The 16,950-nt window shown below is 44.2% G+C and carries 21 protein-coding genes; 16 read left to right on the top strand and 5 right to left on the bottom strand.

Annotated features, from left to right (window positions below):
- Positions 1–16 precede the first annotated feature (16 nt).
- Entirely contained in the window at positions 17–538 is a 522-nt protein-coding gene (locus G633_RS0105435; protein WP_022767672.1) for a cysteine hydrolase family protein, read from the top strand.
- On the opposite strand, the gene G633_RS19895 is transcribed toward G633_RS0105435, so the two are convergent.
- Positions 539–712, bottom strand: a complete 174-nt coding sequence (locus tag G633_RS19895) for a hypothetical protein (protein WP_155834915.1) — start codon at positions 710–712, stop codon at positions 539–541.
- Positions 713–985: 273 nt separating this feature from the next.
- On the opposite strand from G633_RS19895, the gene G633_RS0105425 reads away from it, so the two are divergent.
- From G633_RS0105425 to G633_RS0105355, 15 genes are all read left to right on the top strand, one after another.
- On the top strand, positions 986–1,375 hold the full coding sequence (locus G633_RS0105425; RefSeq protein ID WP_026519309.1) for a DUF4342 domain-containing protein: 390 nt from the start codon (positions 986–988) through the stop codon (positions 1,373–1,375).
- 218 nt (positions 1,376–1,593) lie between these two features.
- Positions 1,594–2,883: a DNA polymerase IV gene (gene dinB, locus G633_RS0105420; protein ID WP_035770767.1), complete on the top strand. Its 1,290-nt coding sequence runs from the start codon at positions 1,594–1,596 to the stop codon at positions 2,881–2,883.
- Positions 2,884–2,896: 13 nt separating this feature from the next.
- Positions 2,897–3,160, top strand: coding sequence for a hypothetical protein (locus G633_RS0105415; protein WP_035770765.1), 264 nt, complete (start codon positions 2,897–2,899; stop codon positions 3,158–3,160).
- A 21-nt stretch (positions 3,161–3,181) separates the two neighbouring features.
- Positions 3,182–3,517: a hypothetical protein gene (locus tag G633_RS0105410; RefSeq protein ID WP_035770764.1), complete on the top strand. Its 336-nt coding sequence runs from the start codon at positions 3,182–3,184 to the stop codon at positions 3,515–3,517.
- Position 3,518: 1 nt separating this feature from the next.
- Positions 3,519–5,096 (top strand): Y-family DNA polymerase, encoded by a 1,578-nt coding sequence (locus G633_RS0105405; protein ID WP_026519305.1) that lies wholly within the window; start codon positions 3,519–3,521, stop codon positions 5,094–5,096.
- Positions 5,097–5,107: 11 nt separating this feature from the next.
- Positions 5,108–5,590 (top strand): hypothetical protein, encoded by a 483-nt coding sequence (locus tag G633_RS0105400; protein WP_051199980.1) that lies wholly within the window; start codon positions 5,108–5,110, stop codon positions 5,588–5,590.
- Between the two features lie 132 nt (positions 5,591–5,722).
- Positions 5,723–7,006 carry an O-acetylhomoserine aminocarboxypropyltransferase/cysteine synthase family protein gene (locus G633_RS0105395; protein ID WP_022767664.1) on the top strand — a complete coding sequence of 428 codons (1,284 nt, stop codon included), beginning with the start codon at positions 5,723–5,725 and terminating at the stop codon, positions 7,004–7,006.
- On the top strand, positions 7,006–7,785 hold the full coding sequence (locus G633_RS0105390) for a YdcF family protein (RefSeq protein ID WP_026519303.1): 780 nt from the start codon (positions 7,006–7,008) through the stop codon (positions 7,783–7,785). Before G633_RS0105395 ends, G633_RS0105390 begins: the two co-directional genes overlap by 1 nt.
- Positions 7,786–7,852: 67 nt before the next feature.
- Entirely contained in the window at positions 7,853–8,032 is a 180-nt protein-coding gene (locus G633_RS0105385) for a hypothetical protein (RefSeq protein WP_022767662.1), read from the top strand.
- A gap of 79 nt (positions 8,033–8,111) precedes the next feature.
- Positions 8,112–8,378 carry a hypothetical protein gene (locus tag G633_RS0105380; RefSeq protein ID WP_026519302.1) on the top strand — a complete coding sequence of 89 codons (267 nt, stop codon included), beginning with the start codon at positions 8,112–8,114 and terminating at the stop codon, positions 8,376–8,378.
- A gap of 23 nt (positions 8,379–8,401) precedes the next feature.
- A complete protein-coding gene (gene dtd, locus G633_RS0105375; RefSeq protein ID WP_026519301.1) occupies positions 8,402–8,836 on the top strand; it encodes a D-aminoacyl-tRNA deacylase in 435 nt (144 codons plus the stop codon).
- Between the two features lie 132 nt (positions 8,837–8,968).
- Positions 8,969–9,277: a hypothetical protein gene (locus tag G633_RS20070; RefSeq protein ID WP_026519300.1), complete on the top strand. Its 309-nt coding sequence runs from the start codon at positions 8,969–8,971 to the stop codon at positions 9,275–9,277.
- Positions 9,278–9,391: 114 nt separating this feature from the next.
- Positions 9,392–10,378 (top strand): hypothetical protein, encoded by a 987-nt coding sequence (locus G633_RS0105365; protein WP_026519299.1) that lies wholly within the window; start codon positions 9,392–9,394, stop codon positions 10,376–10,378.
- Between the two features lie 11 nt (positions 10,379–10,389).
- Positions 10,390–11,349: a CPBP family intramembrane glutamic endopeptidase gene (locus G633_RS19695; RefSeq protein WP_081664691.1), complete on the top strand. Its 960-nt coding sequence runs from the start codon at positions 10,390–10,392 to the stop codon at positions 11,347–11,349.
- A gap of 61 nt (positions 11,350–11,410) precedes the next feature.
- Positions 11,411–12,397, top strand: coding sequence for a DUF3048 domain-containing protein (locus tag G633_RS0105355; protein ID WP_026519298.1), 987 nt, complete (start codon positions 11,411–11,413; stop codon positions 12,395–12,397).
- A gap of 55 nt (positions 12,398–12,452) precedes the next feature.
- Here the strand turns inward: G633_RS0105355 and G633_RS0105350 are convergent, their stop codons facing one another.
- The 4 genes from G633_RS0105350 to G633_RS0105335 are packed head-to-tail and all read right to left on the bottom strand — an operon-like array spanning position 12,453 to position 16,866.
- Positions 12,453–12,884, bottom strand: coding sequence for a hypothetical protein (locus G633_RS0105350; RefSeq protein WP_155828833.1), 432 nt, complete (start codon positions 12,882–12,884; stop codon positions 12,453–12,455).
- An 18-nt stretch (positions 12,885–12,902) separates the two neighbouring features.
- Positions 12,903–14,327 carry an Mbeg1-like protein gene (locus G633_RS17485; RefSeq protein WP_051199978.1) on the bottom strand — a complete coding sequence of 475 codons (1,425 nt, stop codon included), beginning with the start codon at positions 14,325–14,327 and terminating at the stop codon, positions 12,903–12,905.
- A 41-nt stretch (positions 14,328–14,368) separates the two neighbouring features.
- Positions 14,369–14,962, bottom strand: coding sequence for a hypothetical protein (locus G633_RS0105340; RefSeq protein ID WP_026519297.1), 594 nt, complete (start codon positions 14,960–14,962; stop codon positions 14,369–14,371).
- A 14-nt stretch (positions 14,963–14,976) separates the two neighbouring features.
- Positions 14,977–16,866, bottom strand: coding sequence for an acyltransferase family protein (locus G633_RS0105335; protein ID WP_081664690.1), 1,890 nt, complete (start codon positions 16,864–16,866; stop codon positions 14,977–14,979).
- Between the last annotated feature and the right edge of the window lie 84 nt (positions 16,867–16,950).

Raw genomic sequence — 16,950 nt, 5'->3', positions numbered from 1 at the left:
TGGGAGAGAGAAAGATATGAGAAAAATACTTATTGTCATCGACATGCAAAAGGACTTTGTTGATGGGGCACTTGGAACAAAAGAGGCTGTAGCCATCGTGCCAAACGTGGTAGAAAAAATCAAGTGTTATGATATAAAGGACGTATTTGCCACAAGAGACACACATCAGCCAAACTATATGGAGACTCAGGAGGGCAAGAATCTTCCGGTTGTTCACTGCGTAGAGGGAACAGAAGGATGGGAAATAAATAAAGCCGTTGCAGCCGTACTTGATGGGGCAACTATCTTTGATAAGCCCACCTTCGGCTCAACAGCTCTCTGTGATGCAATATTAAAGCTCTCCAAGGAAGAAGAGCTGGAAATTGAGATGGTCGGACTTTGCACCGACATCTGCGTTGTATCAAATGCGCTCATGCTCAAGGCCTTCATGCCTGAAGTAAAGATCAGCGTTGATTCTTCATGCTGCGCAGGCGTTACCGTGGAAAAGCACGAGGCAGCGCTTGAAACCATGAGATCATGTCAGATTAATGTCATCTGATCAGCCAAGAAGCAGGATGATAAATGTAATAAATGAAACGGCAAATACGGAAGTTGTGGTGGCTGTAATGACTTTCTGAGTGAGAACTTCCTTATCCACGTATTTTCCGCCGATGTTTATTGCATCCACTACTTTTGTGCAATGTGATTTTGAATAAAAATTTGAATTGCCCATTGGTATAGTCTCCGTGTGATATAACAACAACCGATATAGCTATAATACCCTATAATTCTGTATTTCCCGTAATCAGTCGCTAAAGAAAGTATAAAAAGAGTCTGTATTTTTTGTGGATTATTACTGCAGGACATGCACAAGGGGAAAATTAGGCGGTCATATTTCACGGAATACAATATTTTTGTGGATAGAATCTCCGGATATAATCATATCATCAGCAAAACACATAGCTGATTTCGAGATAGATCACAAAGATTAGAGGAGGGACTTAAAATGGAAATCACATTAGAAGCTATCGAGAAAGTAATGGAGGCAACAGGAGTTGAATACAAGACTGCTAAAGAAGCCCTTACAAAGACAAACGGAAATGCTGATGAGGCTATCAAACTGATCCGTCCCGATACAATAGACATCGGAGAAGAGGCTAAGGCAGCTGTAGAAAAGCTCAAAAAGAAAGTGGAAGAGGGCAATGTAGACAGGATCCAGATTCGCAAGAATGATGAGATCGTGCTCAGTGTTCCTGTAAATGTAGGAATCATCGGAGGATTTCTTGGACTTGCTGCAGCACCCTGGGCAATGATCGCCGGTTCCGTAGCAGCATTCGGACTTGGATGCAAGCTTGAAGTAGTAAAAAAAGACGGAACTACAGATGAAGTAAAGTAATAAAAAACTGAATACTAAATATGACAGGGCCACTATTCATCGCTGATGGATAGTGGCCTTTTCTGTTGCGCTTTTTATCTGCCACGCGAGGGAATGAGTCCAATAAAGTTCCCACCACAACATCTAGCGGTTGATTTTTCGAACAAACATTCGTACAATAAAAGCACAAACAAGAACAGATGTTCGCAACACATGTTTGCGAGTGCTAAGGAGTGGTTATGGATGATGACAGGATCATACTTCATTCAGACTGCAATTGTTTCTACGCATCGGTAGAGATGTTGCACAATCCGGGGCTCAGGGATATTCCCATGGCAGTGGGAGGAGATCCGGAGGCCAGGCACGGGATCATACTTACTGCCAATTATATAGCCAAGAGACGCGGAGTTAAGGTTGGAATGGCCCTTTGGGAGGCCAGGAAGGTTTGCGGAGATCTGACTATTGTTTCACCAAACTACGACGAATACATAAGATTTTCACGCAAGGCAAGGAAGATTTACTCGGATTATACAGATCTGGTCGAGCCCTATGGGCTTGATGAGTCCTGGATCGACATAACGCACTCAAAGAATATGCTTGGAACTGATACGGGTATGTCCATTGCAAAAGAGATATCAAATCGGGTCAAAAGAGAGCTGGGAATCACGGTTTCCATAGGTGTTTCGTGGAACAAGGTCTATGCTAAATTCGGTTCTGATTACAAAAAGCCCGACGCGATAACACAGATTTCCAGGGAGAATTATAGAGATATTCTGTGGAGTGCACCGGCATCGGACCTTTTGTATGTGGGCAGACACACCAATGAGAAGCTCAGGAAATACGGGATAATAACCATAGGAGATCTGGCTAAGGCAGATCCTGAGAGTCTTCACAATATATTCGGCAAGATAGGTTACGTTCTGTCGGCTTTTGCAAGGGGCGAGGATCAGACTCCGGTGGCAGCTGTGGGCGAGTCATCTCCCATAAAGAGCGTTGGCAACAGCACAACGACGCCAAGAGATCTGGTTAATGACGAGGATGTCCGTATGGTCATATACCTGCTCTCAGAGAGCGTGGCAGCCAGGCTCAGGGAGAATCACTTTATCGGAGATGTAATAGGCATCAGCGTAAGAGATAATGGACTATTTAGCTTCACAAGACAGCACCGAGTGAAGATTCCAACCAATATTTCCGAGGAGATTGCAGGCTATGCCTGGCAGCTTTTTAAGGAGAATTACGACTGGGCTCATCCAATCAGAAGTGTGGGGGTGAGAGTGGCGGGACTTGTACCCGATACGATGCCCTATCAGACGGATCTTTTCAGGAGTGAGGCACTCAGAGAGAAGTATTTAAGAGCTGATCTTGCAGTCACGGATATACGAAGGAGATTTGGCTATAGCGCCGTGCTTCGGGGCCTTATGTATTATGACAGGGAATTGTCCGGACTTGATGCAAAGGCTGATGACCACATGATCCATCCGGTGGCATATTTCCAGAATGGAAACAAGGTTCTTGGGGAGAATGAATGATAGGAGGCCGGATATGGCGATTCGGATAGGACATAAGGTTTATGTGGATACTGTGGTTGAATTTTCGGATGAAGGGGAGATATGTCCTTTGTCCATAGAGTGGGAAGATGGCAGGAAATATCAGATAACAAGGGTTAAGGATTGTGTTCCCGGAGCCAGCAGAAGAGCCGGCGGAGCGGGACTTGTATATACCTGCATTGTAGATGGAAAAGAGATTCATTTGTATTTTGAGGACTCACCCTCCGGTGCCAAGTGGTTTCTGGAGTCCAAGGCCTGATAGTGAAAGGAAGGTTTGACTATGATTTATGCGGTGGATTTTGACGGAACATTAAGCATGGGCGAGTGGCCCGAAGTGGGACCGGCCAACAGCGGACTGATAGATTATCTTATAGACAGGCAAAGGGGCGGTGATAAGCTCATACTCTGGACTTGCAGGGCAGGAGAACCTCTGGAGAGAGCGGTGAAGTTTTGCAAGGATCATGGGCTGAATTTTGATGCAGTCAATGATAATCTCCCGGAGACAATAGAGAAGTACGGCTCCAACTCCCGTAAGATCACCTGTGATGTGTATCTGGATGACAGAGCATGCCGTGTCGATGGTGCAGCGACAGATATTTTAGGATATACTTTATAACATGGAAAAACAGTACATAGCCATAGATCTGAAGTCGTTTTATGCCTCTGTTGAGGCTGTGGACAGAGAGTGCGATCCTCTTGTGACGAATCTGGTGGTGGCAGACCCCTCCAGAACGTCTAAGACCATCTGTCTGGCGGTTTCACCATCTTTAAAAGCATATGGAATATCCGGCAGAGCCAGGTTGTTTGAAGTGGTGCAAAGGGTCAAAGAGATCAACATTGAGCGCTTGAATAAAGCAATAAAGCTCGGGGTGGCGGCCAAGGATGATTCGGGAAATTACCACTTTTCCGGATCTTCTTGTGATGTTAGAGACCTTGATAAGGATCCGTCCCTGGAACTCTCATATATTACAGCGCCTCCGCGCATGGCTAAGTACGAAGAAGTCAGTACCAGGGTATATTCAACATACTTGAACTACGTAAGTCCGGATGACATACATGTTTACTCTATAGATGAGTGCTTTATCGATGTTTCAGCATATCTGAAGACCTATTCTCTCACGGCCCATGAACTGGCCAGGACCATGATAGGAGATGTGCTTAAAGAGACGGGAATTACGGCGACAGCCGGAATCGGAACCAATATGTACCTGGCCAAGGTGGCCATGGACGTCGTGGCCAAGCATGTTCAGGCAGATGAGCAGGGCGTTCGTATTGCAGAGCTTGATGAAAGGAAATACAGAGAGCTTTTGTGGTGCCACAGGCCTCTTACGGACTTCTGGCGCGTGGGTAGGGGAATATCAAAGCGCCTGGAGAACATGCAGTGTTATACCATGGGAGACGTGGCAAGGCTTAGCATACAGGATGAGGAACGTCTTTATAAAGAGTTTGGCGTAAATGCAGAGCTGCTGATAGATCATGCCTGGGGATGGGAGCCGACGGAGATATCCACCATTAAGTCCTACAAGCCTGAGAACAACTCAATCTCATCGGGCCAGGTCCTCATGGAGCCCTACAATGCCGAAAAGGGCAAGCTCATAGTAAAAGAAATGACTGAGCTTCTCGTTCTTGACCTTGTAAGGAAGAATCTGGTTACCAAGCAGGTTGTACTGACGATCAGCTATGATAGGGAGAGCCTTAAGGTCTTGCATCAGGGCAGAACTCCGCAGGATACAGTATATGCTGTGGCCACAACAGGCAAGAGATATACAGGTATAGTCACAGCTGATTACTATGGCAGAATGGCGCCAAAACATGCCCATGGTACAGGGAATCTTGATAGATATACCAGTTCAACACGAAAGATCATGGAAGTAATGTCGCAGCTCTATGACAGGATCGTTGATCCTGACCTGCTGATTAGGAGAGTTAATGTTGTTGCAGCCGGAGTAATAAAGGAGTCGGAGATTCCTCCGGAAGAGCCTGAGCAGATGGATCTTTTTACTGATTACTCCAAGAGGGATAAAGAGCGGGAAGAAGAGAAAAAGGCTGACGAGAAAGAAAAGAGAATGCAGAAAGCGACTCTTTTGCTTCAGGAGAAATTTGGAAAGAACGCGGTACTTAAGGGAATGAATCTCAGTGAAGGTGCCACCACCATACAAAGGAATGGTCAAATAGGAGGCCACAGGGCCGAATAAGGGGAGTTTTGATGACAAAGGGTATAACAGGCCATGAGCCCGATCCAAGGGCCATATACGCGGATATAATCGATTTACCGCACCATCAGTCCAGTGTGCATAAGCATATGAGTCTTTATGACAGAGCTGCTCAGTTTGCGCCTTTTGCGGCTCTTACCGGGTATGACGACATGGTGGAGGAAGAGGCAAGACTGGTTGACAATAAAATAGAGCTGGATGGGTCAGAGCTCGAAATCCTGGATCAGAAGCTGGCGATAATAGCTAAGGAGATAGATAAGGGAAGATCTCCGGAGGTGTCCATTACCTATTTTGTGCCTGATCTTTTAAAGCAAGGAGGCAGCTATCAAACAATAACAGAAGTTATTAAAAAGGTCGACAATGTCAGCAGGAAACTGGTTTTAGAGCGAAAAGAAGGGCTTGCTGATATGAATGTGACCATAAGTATAAGCGATATTCTTGAGATACATGGGGAAATTGTAGATAAGGGAATATGACATAGATAAGGAGCAGCGAAAGAGGGATTTATGGCTTACTTATCGCCAGTTAAAAGTTTTAGTTAATTGACGGTAAAGGCTTGCAGGCTCTATCATCAGTTTCAAGAAAACACGAACGGAGGATTTAATGGTATGAGCAATTACAAATTTGAGACACTGCAGTTACACGTAGGACAGGAACAGCCGGATCCCGCAACAGATGCAAGAGCGGTACCGATCTATCAGACAACATCATATGTTTTCAGGAATTCACAGCATGCAGCAGACAGATTTGGACTTGCTGATGCCGGAAACATCTACGGAAGACTGACAAACAGCACACAGGATGTTTTAGAGAAGAGAATAGCAGCACTTGAGGGTGGCAGCGCAGCACTGGCAGTAGCTTCAGGAGCAGCAGCTATTACTTATACAATCGAGGCACTTGCTGCAAACGGCGGACATATCGTTGCACAGAAGACCATCTATGGCGGAAGCTACAACCTTCTTGCACACACTCTTCCACAGTACGGTGTGACAACTACGTTCGTTGATGCACACAACCTGGCAGAGGTTGAGGGAGCAATCAAGGAGAACACAAGAGCCATCTATCTTGAGACACTTGGAAATCCTAACAGTGATATTCCGGATATTGATGCTATTGCAGAGATCGCTCACAAGCATGGACTTCCGCTGGTAATTGATAATACCTTCGGAACACCATACCTTATAAGACCTATTGAACACGGCGCTGATATCGTGGTACACTCAGCAACGAAGTTTATCGGTGGTCACGGAACTACTCTTGGCGGAATCATTGTTGAGTCAGGTAAGTTCAACTGGAAGGAAAGCGGAAATTACCCACAGATCGCAGCTCCTAATCCAAGCTATCACGGCGTATCATTCTATGATGCTGTAGGACCGGCTGCATTTGTTACATACATCAGAGCAATCCTTCTTAGAGATACAGGCGCAACTATTTCACCATTTAACGCATTCCTGCTTCTTCAGGGTGTTGAGACATTATCTCTCCGTCTTGACAGACATGCAGAGAATACCAAGAAAGTGGTTGAGTTCCTTGCAAACCACCCTCAGGTAGAGAAGGTTAACCATCCTTCACTTCCTGATCACCCTGACCATGCTCTTTATGAGAAGTACTTCCCAAATGGCGGAGCATCAATCTTTACCTTTGAGATCAAGGGCGGAAAAGATGCAGCCTGGAAGTTCATCGACAATCTGGAGATCTTCTCACTTCTTGCTAACGTAGCGGATGTTAAGAGCCTTGTTATTCATCCTGCAACAACTACTCATTCACAGCTCAATGATGAGGAGCTTGCAGATCAGGGAATCACACAGAGTACCATCAGACTTTCAATCGGTACCGAGCATATAGATGACATCATCGCAGATCTTGAGAAAGGCTTTGCAGCAGCTAAGTAATGAAGTTTTTTAAACCAAGGATCAGAATACTATGGCTGGGACTGGCAGTAATCTGCTTATTGTACTCAGCCATGGTATATATGGTTGGGAGCGGAACCTATTCCTTTACCATCTGGCTGGCAGGCAGCGCATTTTTCGCACTGTGCTTTTTCCTTTCAGGGAAAGGGAGATGGATGAGAATTCCCAAAGTCATCAGATACGGCGCAATAGCTGTTATTACAGCAGTTGCAGCCGTGTTTTTGGTGTGCTTTATTGCGATATTCTCGCATTTTTCAGACAAGGGCGAAGAGAATTTGGACTATATAATTGTTCTGGGTGCCCAGATGAGGAGCTCCGGCCCCAGTGTTGTATACAGATACAGGCTTGAAAAGGCCTCAGAATACTTAAAAGAAAATGACGATACCATTTGTATCACCACCGGAGCAAAGGGTGTAAATGAAACCATAAGCGAGGGTGAAGGAGGCAGAGATTACCTCATATCCAAGGGAATATCTCAGGATAGGCTTATAGCCGAAGATAAGTCCCTTGATACGGATGATAATATAGCCAACGCCCTGGCTATTATAGAAGACAGGGAAGGATCCACGGAGAATCTCCACATTGGAATTGTCACAAACGGCTTTCATGTATTTAGGGGAGTGCATTTGGCACAGAAGCTGACAGATGCCGATATTTGCGGTATTGCAGCATATATGGAGCCTCAGTATGTACCCAACAATGTGGTAAGAGAGTGCTTCGGAATACTGAGAGATCTGAAAAATGGCCTGCTTCAATTGTGAGAAGGGGCAGAAATGAGGTATAATCAGAATATAGACTATATTCACACTCAATTTCGAGAGGTGCCTCATGCGTTCAGAAGAAGATATCAGGAAAAAACTCTGTGATGAGATCGATACGTACCTTACGTGTCCCAAGTTTTCTGTGGAGGAACATGCACACAATATCACAATGCTGGCCTGGGTGATTGATTTATCGGATCAGGAGCTAAGTGACATGATAAAAGAGGCTGAAAGCGCCTTTTTATGACTGTGTGATATTTCTGTGATAAACCGGATGATAATATTTTCTCATAACAAATCACGTCGAGATATTAAGGAGAATAGTTATGAGAAAGAGTTTTATTGGCATCGCAACAACATTTTTCGGAATCATGTTAATTGTATTCCTTATTTTCCATTTTGCATTTATTCACATCTTTGCAGCTAGCCCTGTTACAGTAGATCCTGTTGATACAATAGTTGTAACAGAAACTGTAAACCCTCAGATGATGAATATAGCTTGCCACGAGTGTGGAGAAGTAATTACAGTAGATATTAGCCAGCCTGAAGCAACTTGCACACATTGTGGAGAGTGTAATCATTTCTCAGGCTGAATAAATTTTAGCCGGAGGAGATCATGAGAGCGGTAATCACAAGAGTTTTGTCAGCATCAGTAACTATTGACGGGATAAAGACATCGGAGATCGATAAAGGGTTTCTGGTTCTCCTGGGAGTTAGGACTACTGATACACAGGAGCAGGCAAAAAAGATTGCCGACAAGATATGCGGACTCAGAGTATTTGAGGACGAGAATGGAAAGATGAACATTTCTCCTAAGGATGCCGGAGCTAAATTGCTTATAGTAAGTCAGTTCACTCTTTATGCAGATTGCAGTTCCAGAAGACCCGGGTTTACGGAAGCTGCAAGACCAGAGATTTCAAAACCACTTTATGAAATGGTTGTTTCCGAGTGCAGGGGCCGGGGATTTGAAGTTCAAACCGGTGAATTCGGAGCAGATATGAAGGTGGAATCGATAAATGACGGACCTGTAACTATAGTACTTGATATTTGACGAGGAAAGAACCCCTCATTGCTTGCTAAGCGGTGGGGGATTTTTTACGCCCATAGGGAATTGTTGAGAGGCCTTAATTGGGATATTATGGATATATGAGTATTTCGTTCACATCACAAGGAGGAGAGAAGTATGGCCACAGCAAAGAAGACAACAGCCAAAAAGACTACAACTGCTAAGAAACCTGCTACAACAGCCAAGAAGACTACAGCTGCCAAGAAACCTGCTACAACAGCTAAGAAGAGCACAACAGGTTCATCCGTAAAGGTTACAGCTACAGAGAAAAAGCTCCTTGAACTCTACAGAGCTGCAGATGCAGATACCAAGAAAGCTGCAATGGCTCTTTTAAAGGGTGAGAAGTCACAGCTCAGTGGCATTCTTGATGAGATCCTGAAGAACAAAGCCATTATGAACACGGTAACAAGCCTGTTTGGCAAATAATCCGACAATATTAAATAACTATTAAAAAACTCTCCGGAAGTTGATTATTTCCGAAGAGTTTTTTATTATGGAAATTGTCTGACAATTAGGTCAGTACAGGAGGAGAAAAGGAATATGAAAAAAAGAATCGCAACAGCTGTTGTGGCAGGGGTGCTGATGACAGCTATTTTAGCCGGATGTGGAAAGAGTGCGGATAATGCACAGGCAAACAACTCTTTATTTGAGCAGGTTTCAGAAAGCGGATCGGAGCAATCTGAAAACGCACAAAGCGAAGCAGCACCTGAAGTAAAGGAAGAATCACAGAGCGATGCACAGAGCCAGCAGGCTGAATCAGAGTCATCTCTCTATGACGACTTTAAGGCAGGAAATGCCAAGGCCAAGTACACCGGTGCAGGGGACAGAACTTCTTATCTTGAGACATCTCTTTGCCTTGAAAAGGGCAAGTCTTATACAATGGACGAAATCGTCAGTGCTCTTGAAGGATCAACCGATTACAAAAAGGCTTCCGACACAACATATACCATGATTGATTGCGGAAGCGACGGAATCCCTGAGATGCTGACTGAGACCTTTTTTGATCCGGAGTTTACTCTCTACATGATCATCAAGGATATCGACGGTGAGCTTGTTATCTGCTTTGATCAGGACGCATGGTCTAGGAGTGACTTGCAGGTTGAAGCTGACGGAAAGATTTCATCCGGTGGATCAGGCGGAGCAGCTATCCATATCGTGGATTATGCATTTGTAGATGCGAAGGGTGATTACAAGTTCTTTTACGGATGTGAGGAGACACTTACTCTTTACAACGATATTTACCTCTATGATAAGACTGATTATCAGGTACTTCCTGTTGACGGCCTTGATGTGGACCACATCGGAATCAGGGATTATTACTTTGAGGCCGATTATGAGCAGAGAACTCATTACTATGAGTATTTCATGATAAATGACAATTATGAAGATGTTACTACTGATGCAGATTACGAGGATTCAAATCCCGTAAAGCAGAAGTTTAATGAATGCGGCGTTAAGACCTATACTCACGCTGACATTGAGGCACTACTTAACGCAAGAGCTGCAGATATTGGATATAAAAGATAAGGGGGTAATCTATGAGTGAAGAAAATGTAGTAGAGAAAAAGTCATTCATTAAGAGAATTCATAATGAAGGTTTTACCTGGCATGACAGCATTTTCGTTATTTTTCTGTTGTTTATCTTTTTGATGATTGTTGCGTCGGTTCTTGCGGCGCCTTTTGAATATCTTATTATACGCTTATACCCAACAGTTAATGACGACGGTTTCTGGTCTTTGTTTATCATGTATGCATCAACAATATTCCAGTGGCTGATATTTGCCTTGTACTGTGCTGTGACAAAGCTGAACAGGCCTATTCTCAGAGCTCTTACGCCCGAGGCAAAGGGAAATACTCTTAAGATGCTTCTTATTGGCCTTTTGATCGGCTTTGGTGAGAATGCGCTGGGTATATTATTTGCAGCACTTCATAGCGACATTCATCTTTCATATAACGGATTCCCGATCATCAGACTGATAGCCATGTTTATTGTTGTATTTATCCAGTCATCTTCAGAGGAGCTTATGTGCAGAAATTTTCTGTATCAGAGGCTAAGAAGAGGCTATAAGTCTCCCTGGGTGGCTATAATCGGAAATGCCCTTATTTTCATGGCGTTGCATCTTTTAAACCCCGGAGTATCAGTAATTCCGATCATTCACCTCGTTGTAATTGCAGTATTTTATTCATGCTTCGTATATTACTTTGACAGCATCTGGATTCCTATGATGGCGCACGCAGGCTGGAATTATACTCAGAATATTATTTTCGGACTTCCCAACAGCGGAATCGTCAGCTCTTTTTCCATTGCGAAGCTTGAGGCCTCCGTTGGACAGATCACTTTCTTCTATGACCCGACCTTTGGTGTTGAGGGTTCAGCATTTTTGCTGGTTGTGACCATTGTAGCAACGGTCGCTGTCATTGTTATCGGGGAAAAGAGAGGTGCAAGGAGCCTCAATGTATGGAAAAAGCAGGAAGAAACCGTGCAGTTAACTGTATAAAGAGTGCAATTGTATGATATAATGGATATTACTCACCCCGAATTTTAAAGGAGGCCATTTTATGCGATTAAAGACAGTTTTTGCTTTGGTATTATGTGCAGTGCTCACATTTATGCTGCCTACAACGGTTTATGCTGCAACTAACGAGCTTACGGGACTTGAAGTTTCCGATGGAATTGCCGGACAGAGACCTGTAGCCATCATGGTAGACAATGAAAAGAAAGCTCTTCAGCATTATGGTACAGCTGAGGCTGATGTTGTCTATGAGATGATGAACAGCACTGCAAACGGAAGAATCACCAGACTCATGTGTCTGTATAAGGATTGGACAAACCTTCAGAGAACAGGAAGCATCCGCAGTACAAGAACAACAAATGTTATGATTGCCGATGAGTACAATGCTGTTCTTATCCATGACGGCGGTCCGTTTTATATCAACACATATCTGGCTCAGCCATACGCAGCTCATATCAGCGGCGGATTCTCAAGAATAAAGAACGGTAAGCCGACAGAGTTCACTGAGTATGTATTCGGACAGGAGATGCTTGGAAGATTTGCCAAGGCAGGAATTCCTACCACCTATACACTTGGGCTTGAGAGAGGAACTCACTTCGTATTTAACGGAGCTGACACCGATCTTGCAAGCGAGCTTGTTGCAAACAACGTAGAGCTTGGAAACGTGTTCCCTCACAATAAGAGCAGACTTGCATTTAATGCAGGAACAAGAACCTACGACTACTACGAGTACGGATCAATTCATGCTGATGCGGAAGATGGTCAGGTAATGACTTTCAAGAACGTAATCCTGCAGAATGTCTCTTTTAACCAGCTTGATAAGAACGGATATCTTACCTACAACGTGATCGGATCAGGAAGCGGATACTACATCACAAACGGTAAGGCTATTCCTATCACATGGTCCAAGGGAAGCGAGACAGGAATGACACACTACTACAACTCAGCAGGACAGGAGATCTCCATTAACAGAGGAAAGACCTATATCGGACTTGTACCTGCAGATACATGGGGCAGTGTAGTGCTCAACTGATCGGAACATACAAAAAGGTATAATTAAAGGGAAGGCGAAAGCCTTCCCTTTTTAGTCACTCAAGACCACATTCGTTATAAAATTTGGTAATCCTTCTCTTGGCCTGTTTCCTGTCAATGATCTCAAATTCCGTCACCTTGGATATCATGGCACAGTAGAATTTGAAGGCTTCCTTGGCTGCCAAAAGCTTCATGTAGCGCAGCTCTTCGTGTTTGCCCTGCCCGATAAAATCCTGAAGGCCCTTGATGATGGTGGTGCAGGCCTGAACCTCGGGACTTATGTTTGAAGATGAACTCTCCTCCTCGTCCATCATCTCCTCAATATATTCCTTGCAGGCCGTATAGACACTTCCAAGGTATTCGTGGTTGTACATGTCAAAATACTTATCGATGTATAAAAGAACCTGTGATTTACGTGTTCTGGCGCTGTTTACTCTTGGGCTTTCCACCCTTGTTATGTACTTATCTGCTTTAAAAAATAGTTTCATAAAAAAATTATAGCACAATTAATGTACCACAAATAAGAATAAGAAAAACAAAATTAGCAGAAAAATGAAAGCCGCAATAAGAACCTTTTTTCCCCGGTCTGTACGCCTTGCAAAGCTGCTAAACCAGCCTCCGGCCGTATCCGGAGTCATGTCATCGCCCCTATATTTTGTGGGATCTATTGAGCGCATTTTGCTGGCTGTAAGGATCAGGAAATCAAAGAGTTCACGGTGGTTTTGAAGGAATGTGACAAGCTCTTTTGGCGCATTATTAAGCCTGAGAAGACCTATTATGGAATTAGGGCTGGCTCCTATAAACTCCATGAGTAGCTCATGATTGGTAACAAAGTCAATTACGCCCAGCATCGCGGTATCAAAACCGTTTTGGCTCAGGATTTCCTGTAGAGATGCCATTATCTCAGGCTTTTCTTCCTTGTATCTGAGAATGAAGGCCAAGAGATCAGCGGTATTATCGCTGTATTTTTCTCCGGTAAAAGAGCTGATGATGCCCTCGGAGTCATTGTTTTTGGCGCAGACAATGATGTTTGCAAGGGCGTTGTAGAGCATCTCCTTCTTGCCCGAAGGGTAGGATCTTACAAAGCTGTTGAGCATATGGTCAAGATCAGACATTCTCTTATCCTGCTTTTGCGCCTTCCAAACTGAAGGATCGCCCTGATCATCAAAGAAAAGAAGAGCGTTTGAGCAGTGATTCTCGACAAAACCAAGTCTTCCGAAGTTTGTCCCAAGGTAATAGGTCCTTTTGCCCACGTCATTGAGGAGGATATTAACAAAATCGCTCTCTGCGTTGATGTTAAGGATCTTATCCTGATAATCCCTGATATTTGAGGCATATTTTTTGATGAATTCGTCGTTGAAGCCCTGTCCGTCCATGGCGAAGCAGTTGTCAACGCTTTCATCCATGAGCGTTATGAATTTGGACTTGTTTCCACCCTTTGAATGGCCTGTAACGGTAATGATATCGTAGCCTGAAAGGTCGAGGGACCTGTACCAGTCCAGGGCGCTTTGCTGATAGGCAGTGGGCACTTTGCACAGGCCTGAGAGATTATCTATCCACTCTGCATCTCCCTCGGTTCCCTTAAAGCCAACGATGGCCTCGTTATAGGCAGGATCGTAGAGCAGAGCGCTTCTTCCGCCGCCGGCATCTGAGCTCTCAATATGGACCTGCATTATGATCATATCCTTAAGGTGCTGATTCTTATTTACAGCCGCAAGGATCTCTTTGTACTCGGAGCCTGTGATTCCGGTGCTGTACTCCTTGTCATCCTCGATAAGGTCAGAGTTTTTCAGCGTTCCCTTTACGTAATCACCTATGGTTTTCATCTCCTGGCCCGGAGAGAGAAAAGTTCCCTTTGGACCACCGAGATTTTCTGCGTACAGCAGGTTATTTATCAAAACAATTTCTTCAATCGTAAGATTACTGTTCATTTAAAGCCATCCCCCATTAGACTTTTGCTTCGAAGTGCTGCTTACAGAGTGAAACTGTCGGAATATAGCCTCTCTCTTGCAGGATCGGCGTCTTTACCCTTTAATATCACCACATAGTAGTCTCCTGTGAATCTTTTTTGGGAAAAGACCTTTTCCAGTGCCGGAAGCACATTGTCGTAGGAAGAGGGTTTAAGCTCTGAGCCGTCCAAAAAGATCTTGATATCGTTTCCTGCGTTTATTTTACCGGTCAGAACATCAAGGGCCGACATGTCTTTTGCCTCATCCGAGCCGAATTGCTCCCAGAAGGAGACCTTTACATCTATGGCAGTAAAGCCCGCTTCTGATGTAGCTCTTTTGATGCTTCTTACGATTTCGTCACGGATCAGTTCGCCGTAAAAATCATCTGTGAGCACATAGGATTCGCCATCAGGCATACCTTTTGCGACGAAGGAGGATTCATTTGTGACGTTTCCTTCGGCATCCAGTGCATTGTAGAACCACTCGTCATAATCCCTGGCAGTGCCGGCCATTGGAGTACAGCCCGTAACTTCAAAGCGCTGACCTGGGTACTTGTTGCAAAGATACGCTTCTACGTCCTGCGTTTTTATTTTCATTTCGGTGTTGTTTTGATCCATACTCACCCTCCGCATTAATCTATCTTGACTCTTATGACCGGTCTTATGGCCCCGGCCGGCTTATTTACGTACTTTTCGTCTAAAGAGATGACTCCGTCTACGGTAACTATGGGCGCCGTTAGTGCAGATACGCCCTTATCGCCCCTAAGCCACCACCAGGAGGTCTTTACATTTGTCATATCCCACTCGTGGTGCTTACTCAGATCGTTGATATTTGTTCCCTGAGCTTTAGCCATAGGTGTGATGAGAAGTTCTCTTGATACATCCGAGGAAAAGAGCTTATCAGCTTCCGAGGCGGTCAGAAGTGATACAAGGTCGCCGTCTATGGAAAGCATGTCAGGACGCTCGTATTTGCTAAAGGATTTAATGGACTTATCAGAGTTTATGAGCCCCCTCAGGTCACTGTCCTCCCAGGAAATTGCCGTGTGATGCTGGTGGTAGTAGCTTCCCGCAAGACCCATTTCGGATATCAGAAGAGCGCTTTGATCGTCTTTTTCAAGGACTATCCAGGTAATGCGCTCTTTTCCGGGGATAGAAGGATTTGTGTCTATGTGGCCCCATTCGACGATATCTCCGACCTGTGAACTCTTAAGCTGTGCCTGCTCTATTGAGTGCTCGCCTTTTAAGATGACGGATTTGCCAACGAGGAAATAAATAACAGCTGCAACGATTAGAACGCCCGCTGTTAAGCCAAAAATCTTAATTCGTTTCGCTCTTTGCTTTTCAATGATTGCTTGCTCGAGGGTGTCATTTTTAACTCTATTGGTATTAAGGAGAGCGGTAATCTTTTTCACCAAAAAGTTCACGACAGGGGCAATGAGTGCAGCACAAAGTATGCTGCATATAAACACAACTGTATAGCGGACAAAATCGCTCATTTCACGGGAGCCAAATATCTGATTCACAAAAAGGCCGTGGATAAGGAACAGCTCAAGGCTCATATTGCGAATGAACAAAAGAGCTCTGTTTCCTATTGACAGCCTCATGTTGAGGATCAGGACAAAGCTTGTAAAAATGATGGCAGAAGCGCTTTGAATAACTAGTGTTATGGATGCATCCCGCATCCCGTGGTGCACAGCCTCATGGTAGTAACCTAAATGTTCCTGAGCAAATACACTTATTCTGACTGAAACTATTGTCAGTATAGCAAAAAGAGCAAGCATCAGCTTGTAATGTTTAACACAAAAAGCTGAGAATTTGTCTTTCATGCCTGCAAAAAGGACTCCAAAAGCGAAAGTAATTGTCGAATTGTACCACCACTCGCCCTCAAACCAGCGAGGCTGAGTGCCTTTGGTATTGTGTCCCTGTAAGAAACCATAGACAATGATGCATACGGTGGCGATACACAAAAGAGCTGTGGCAAGCTTTCGGTTTTTTACAAATCTAAACAGTACATGAAAGATGATATAAAAAAATACAATCTCAATTATATACCAGCCATTGCCGTTTATGAGAGTGACTCCTGCTATTGCACAGGCTATCCCACTTGCAGAGAGTTTTGGCCCCGGGAGAAATGAAACCAGAATGACTGCGAGCACATTGATGATCCAAAAGGGAATCAGAACCGCCGGAAGTCTTTTTTTCAAAAAGCTCTTTAAGTAATCCGGCTTGGTGTTTAGGCTGGTCATCAGGCCGTACCCTGAAAAGAAGAAAAACAGGGCAGTAAAAAGGTACCCGATATAGCTAAAGAGCGTGATCGGTCCCTTGGGACGCATTCCGTAAACCGATATCTGCTGGGTGACATGGTGAATGATTATCGCTAAACAGGCAAAAGCCTGAATGTTCTTGCTCTGATCAAGGTCAAGAAAAGTGTCGGAAAGAAGACCTTTTTTTGAAAGTGTCGCACAATAAAAGGTTATGACAAAAAGAAGTATTGGAAATATGAGCAATAGTAAGTTTTGCATACACTTATCTTAAACCACAGGCACAGAATTAACAATAATTTACTAAGAGCCCCGGAGATAGTAAAATTTGATTACACAAATATA

Source organism: Butyrivibrio sp. FCS006 (assembly GCF_000424525.1).
Classification (GTDB): Bacteria; Bacillota; Clostridia; order Lachnospirales; family Lachnospiraceae; genus Butyrivibrio.
The sequence above is the reverse complement of the archived record's forward strand: the minus strand, read 5'-3'. Positions and strand labels throughout refer to the sequence as shown.

Coding starts and splice junctions, on each gene's coding strand:
- dtd (WP_026519301.1), top strand. CDS start 8,402: ATGAGAGCGGTAATCACAAGAGTTTTGTCAGCATCAGTAACTATTGAC.
- G633_RS0105435 (WP_022767672.1), top strand. CDS start 17: ATGAGAAAAATACTTATTGTCATCGACATGCAAAAGGACTTTGTTGAT.
- G633_RS0105415 (WP_035770765.1), top strand. CDS start 2,897: ATGGCGATTCGGATAGGACATAAGGTTTATGTGGATACTGTGGTTGAA.
- G633_RS0105395 (WP_022767664.1), top strand. CDS start 5,723: ATGAGCAATTACAAATTTGAGACACTGCAGTTACACGTAGGACAGGAA.
- G633_RS19695 (WP_081664691.1), top strand. CDS start 10,390: ATGAGTGAAGAAAATGTAGTAGAGAAAAAGTCATTCATTAAGAGAATT.
- dinB (WP_035770767.1), top strand. CDS start 1,594: ATGGATGATGACAGGATCATACTTCATTCAGACTGCAATTGTTTCTAC.
- G633_RS0105400 (WP_051199980.1), top strand. CDS start 5,108: ATGACAAAGGGTATAACAGGCCATGAGCCCGATCCAAGGGCCATATAC.
- G633_RS0105340 (WP_026519297.1), bottom strand. CDS start 14,962: ATGGATCAAAACAACACCGAAATGAAAATAAAAACGCAGGACGTAGAA.
- G633_RS20070 (WP_026519300.1), top strand. CDS start 8,969: ATGGCCACAGCAAAGAAGACAACAGCCAAAAAGACTACAACTGCTAAG.
- G633_RS0105405 (WP_026519305.1), top strand. CDS start 3,519: ATGGAAAAACAGTACATAGCCATAGATCTGAAGTCGTTTTATGCCTCT.
- G633_RS17485 (WP_051199978.1), bottom strand. CDS start 14,327: ATGAACAGTAATCTTACGATTGAAGAAATTGTTTTGATAAATAACCTG.
- G633_RS0105410 (WP_035770764.1), top strand. CDS start 3,182: ATGATTTATGCGGTGGATTTTGACGGAACATTAAGCATGGGCGAGTGG.
- G633_RS0105350 (WP_155828833.1), bottom strand. CDS start 12,884: ATGAAACTATTTTTTAAAGCAGATAAGTACATAACAAGGGTGGAAAGC.
- G633_RS0105365 (WP_026519299.1), top strand. CDS start 9,392: ATGAAAAAAAGAATCGCAACAGCTGTTGTGGCAGGGGTGCTGATGACA.
- G633_RS19895 (WP_155834915.1), bottom strand. CDS start 712: ATGGGCAATTCAAATTTTTATTCAAAATCACATTGCACAAAAGTAGTG.
- G633_RS0105355 (WP_026519298.1), top strand. CDS start 11,411: ATGCGATTAAAGACAGTTTTTGCTTTGGTATTATGTGCAGTGCTCACA.
- G633_RS0105390 (WP_026519303.1), top strand. CDS start 7,006: ATGAAGTTTTTTAAACCAAGGATCAGAATACTATGGCTGGGACTGGCA.
- G633_RS0105380 (WP_026519302.1), top strand. CDS start 8,112: ATGAGAAAGAGTTTTATTGGCATCGCAACAACATTTTTCGGAATCATG.
- G633_RS0105385 (WP_022767662.1), top strand. CDS start 7,853: ATGCGTTCAGAAGAAGATATCAGGAAAAAACTCTGTGATGAGATCGAT.
- G633_RS0105335 (WP_081664690.1), bottom strand. CDS start 16,866: ATGCAAAACTTACTATTGCTCATATTTCCAATACTTCTTTTTGTCATA.
- G633_RS0105425 (WP_026519309.1), top strand. CDS start 986: ATGGAAATCACATTAGAAGCTATCGAGAAAGTAATGGAGGCAACAGGA.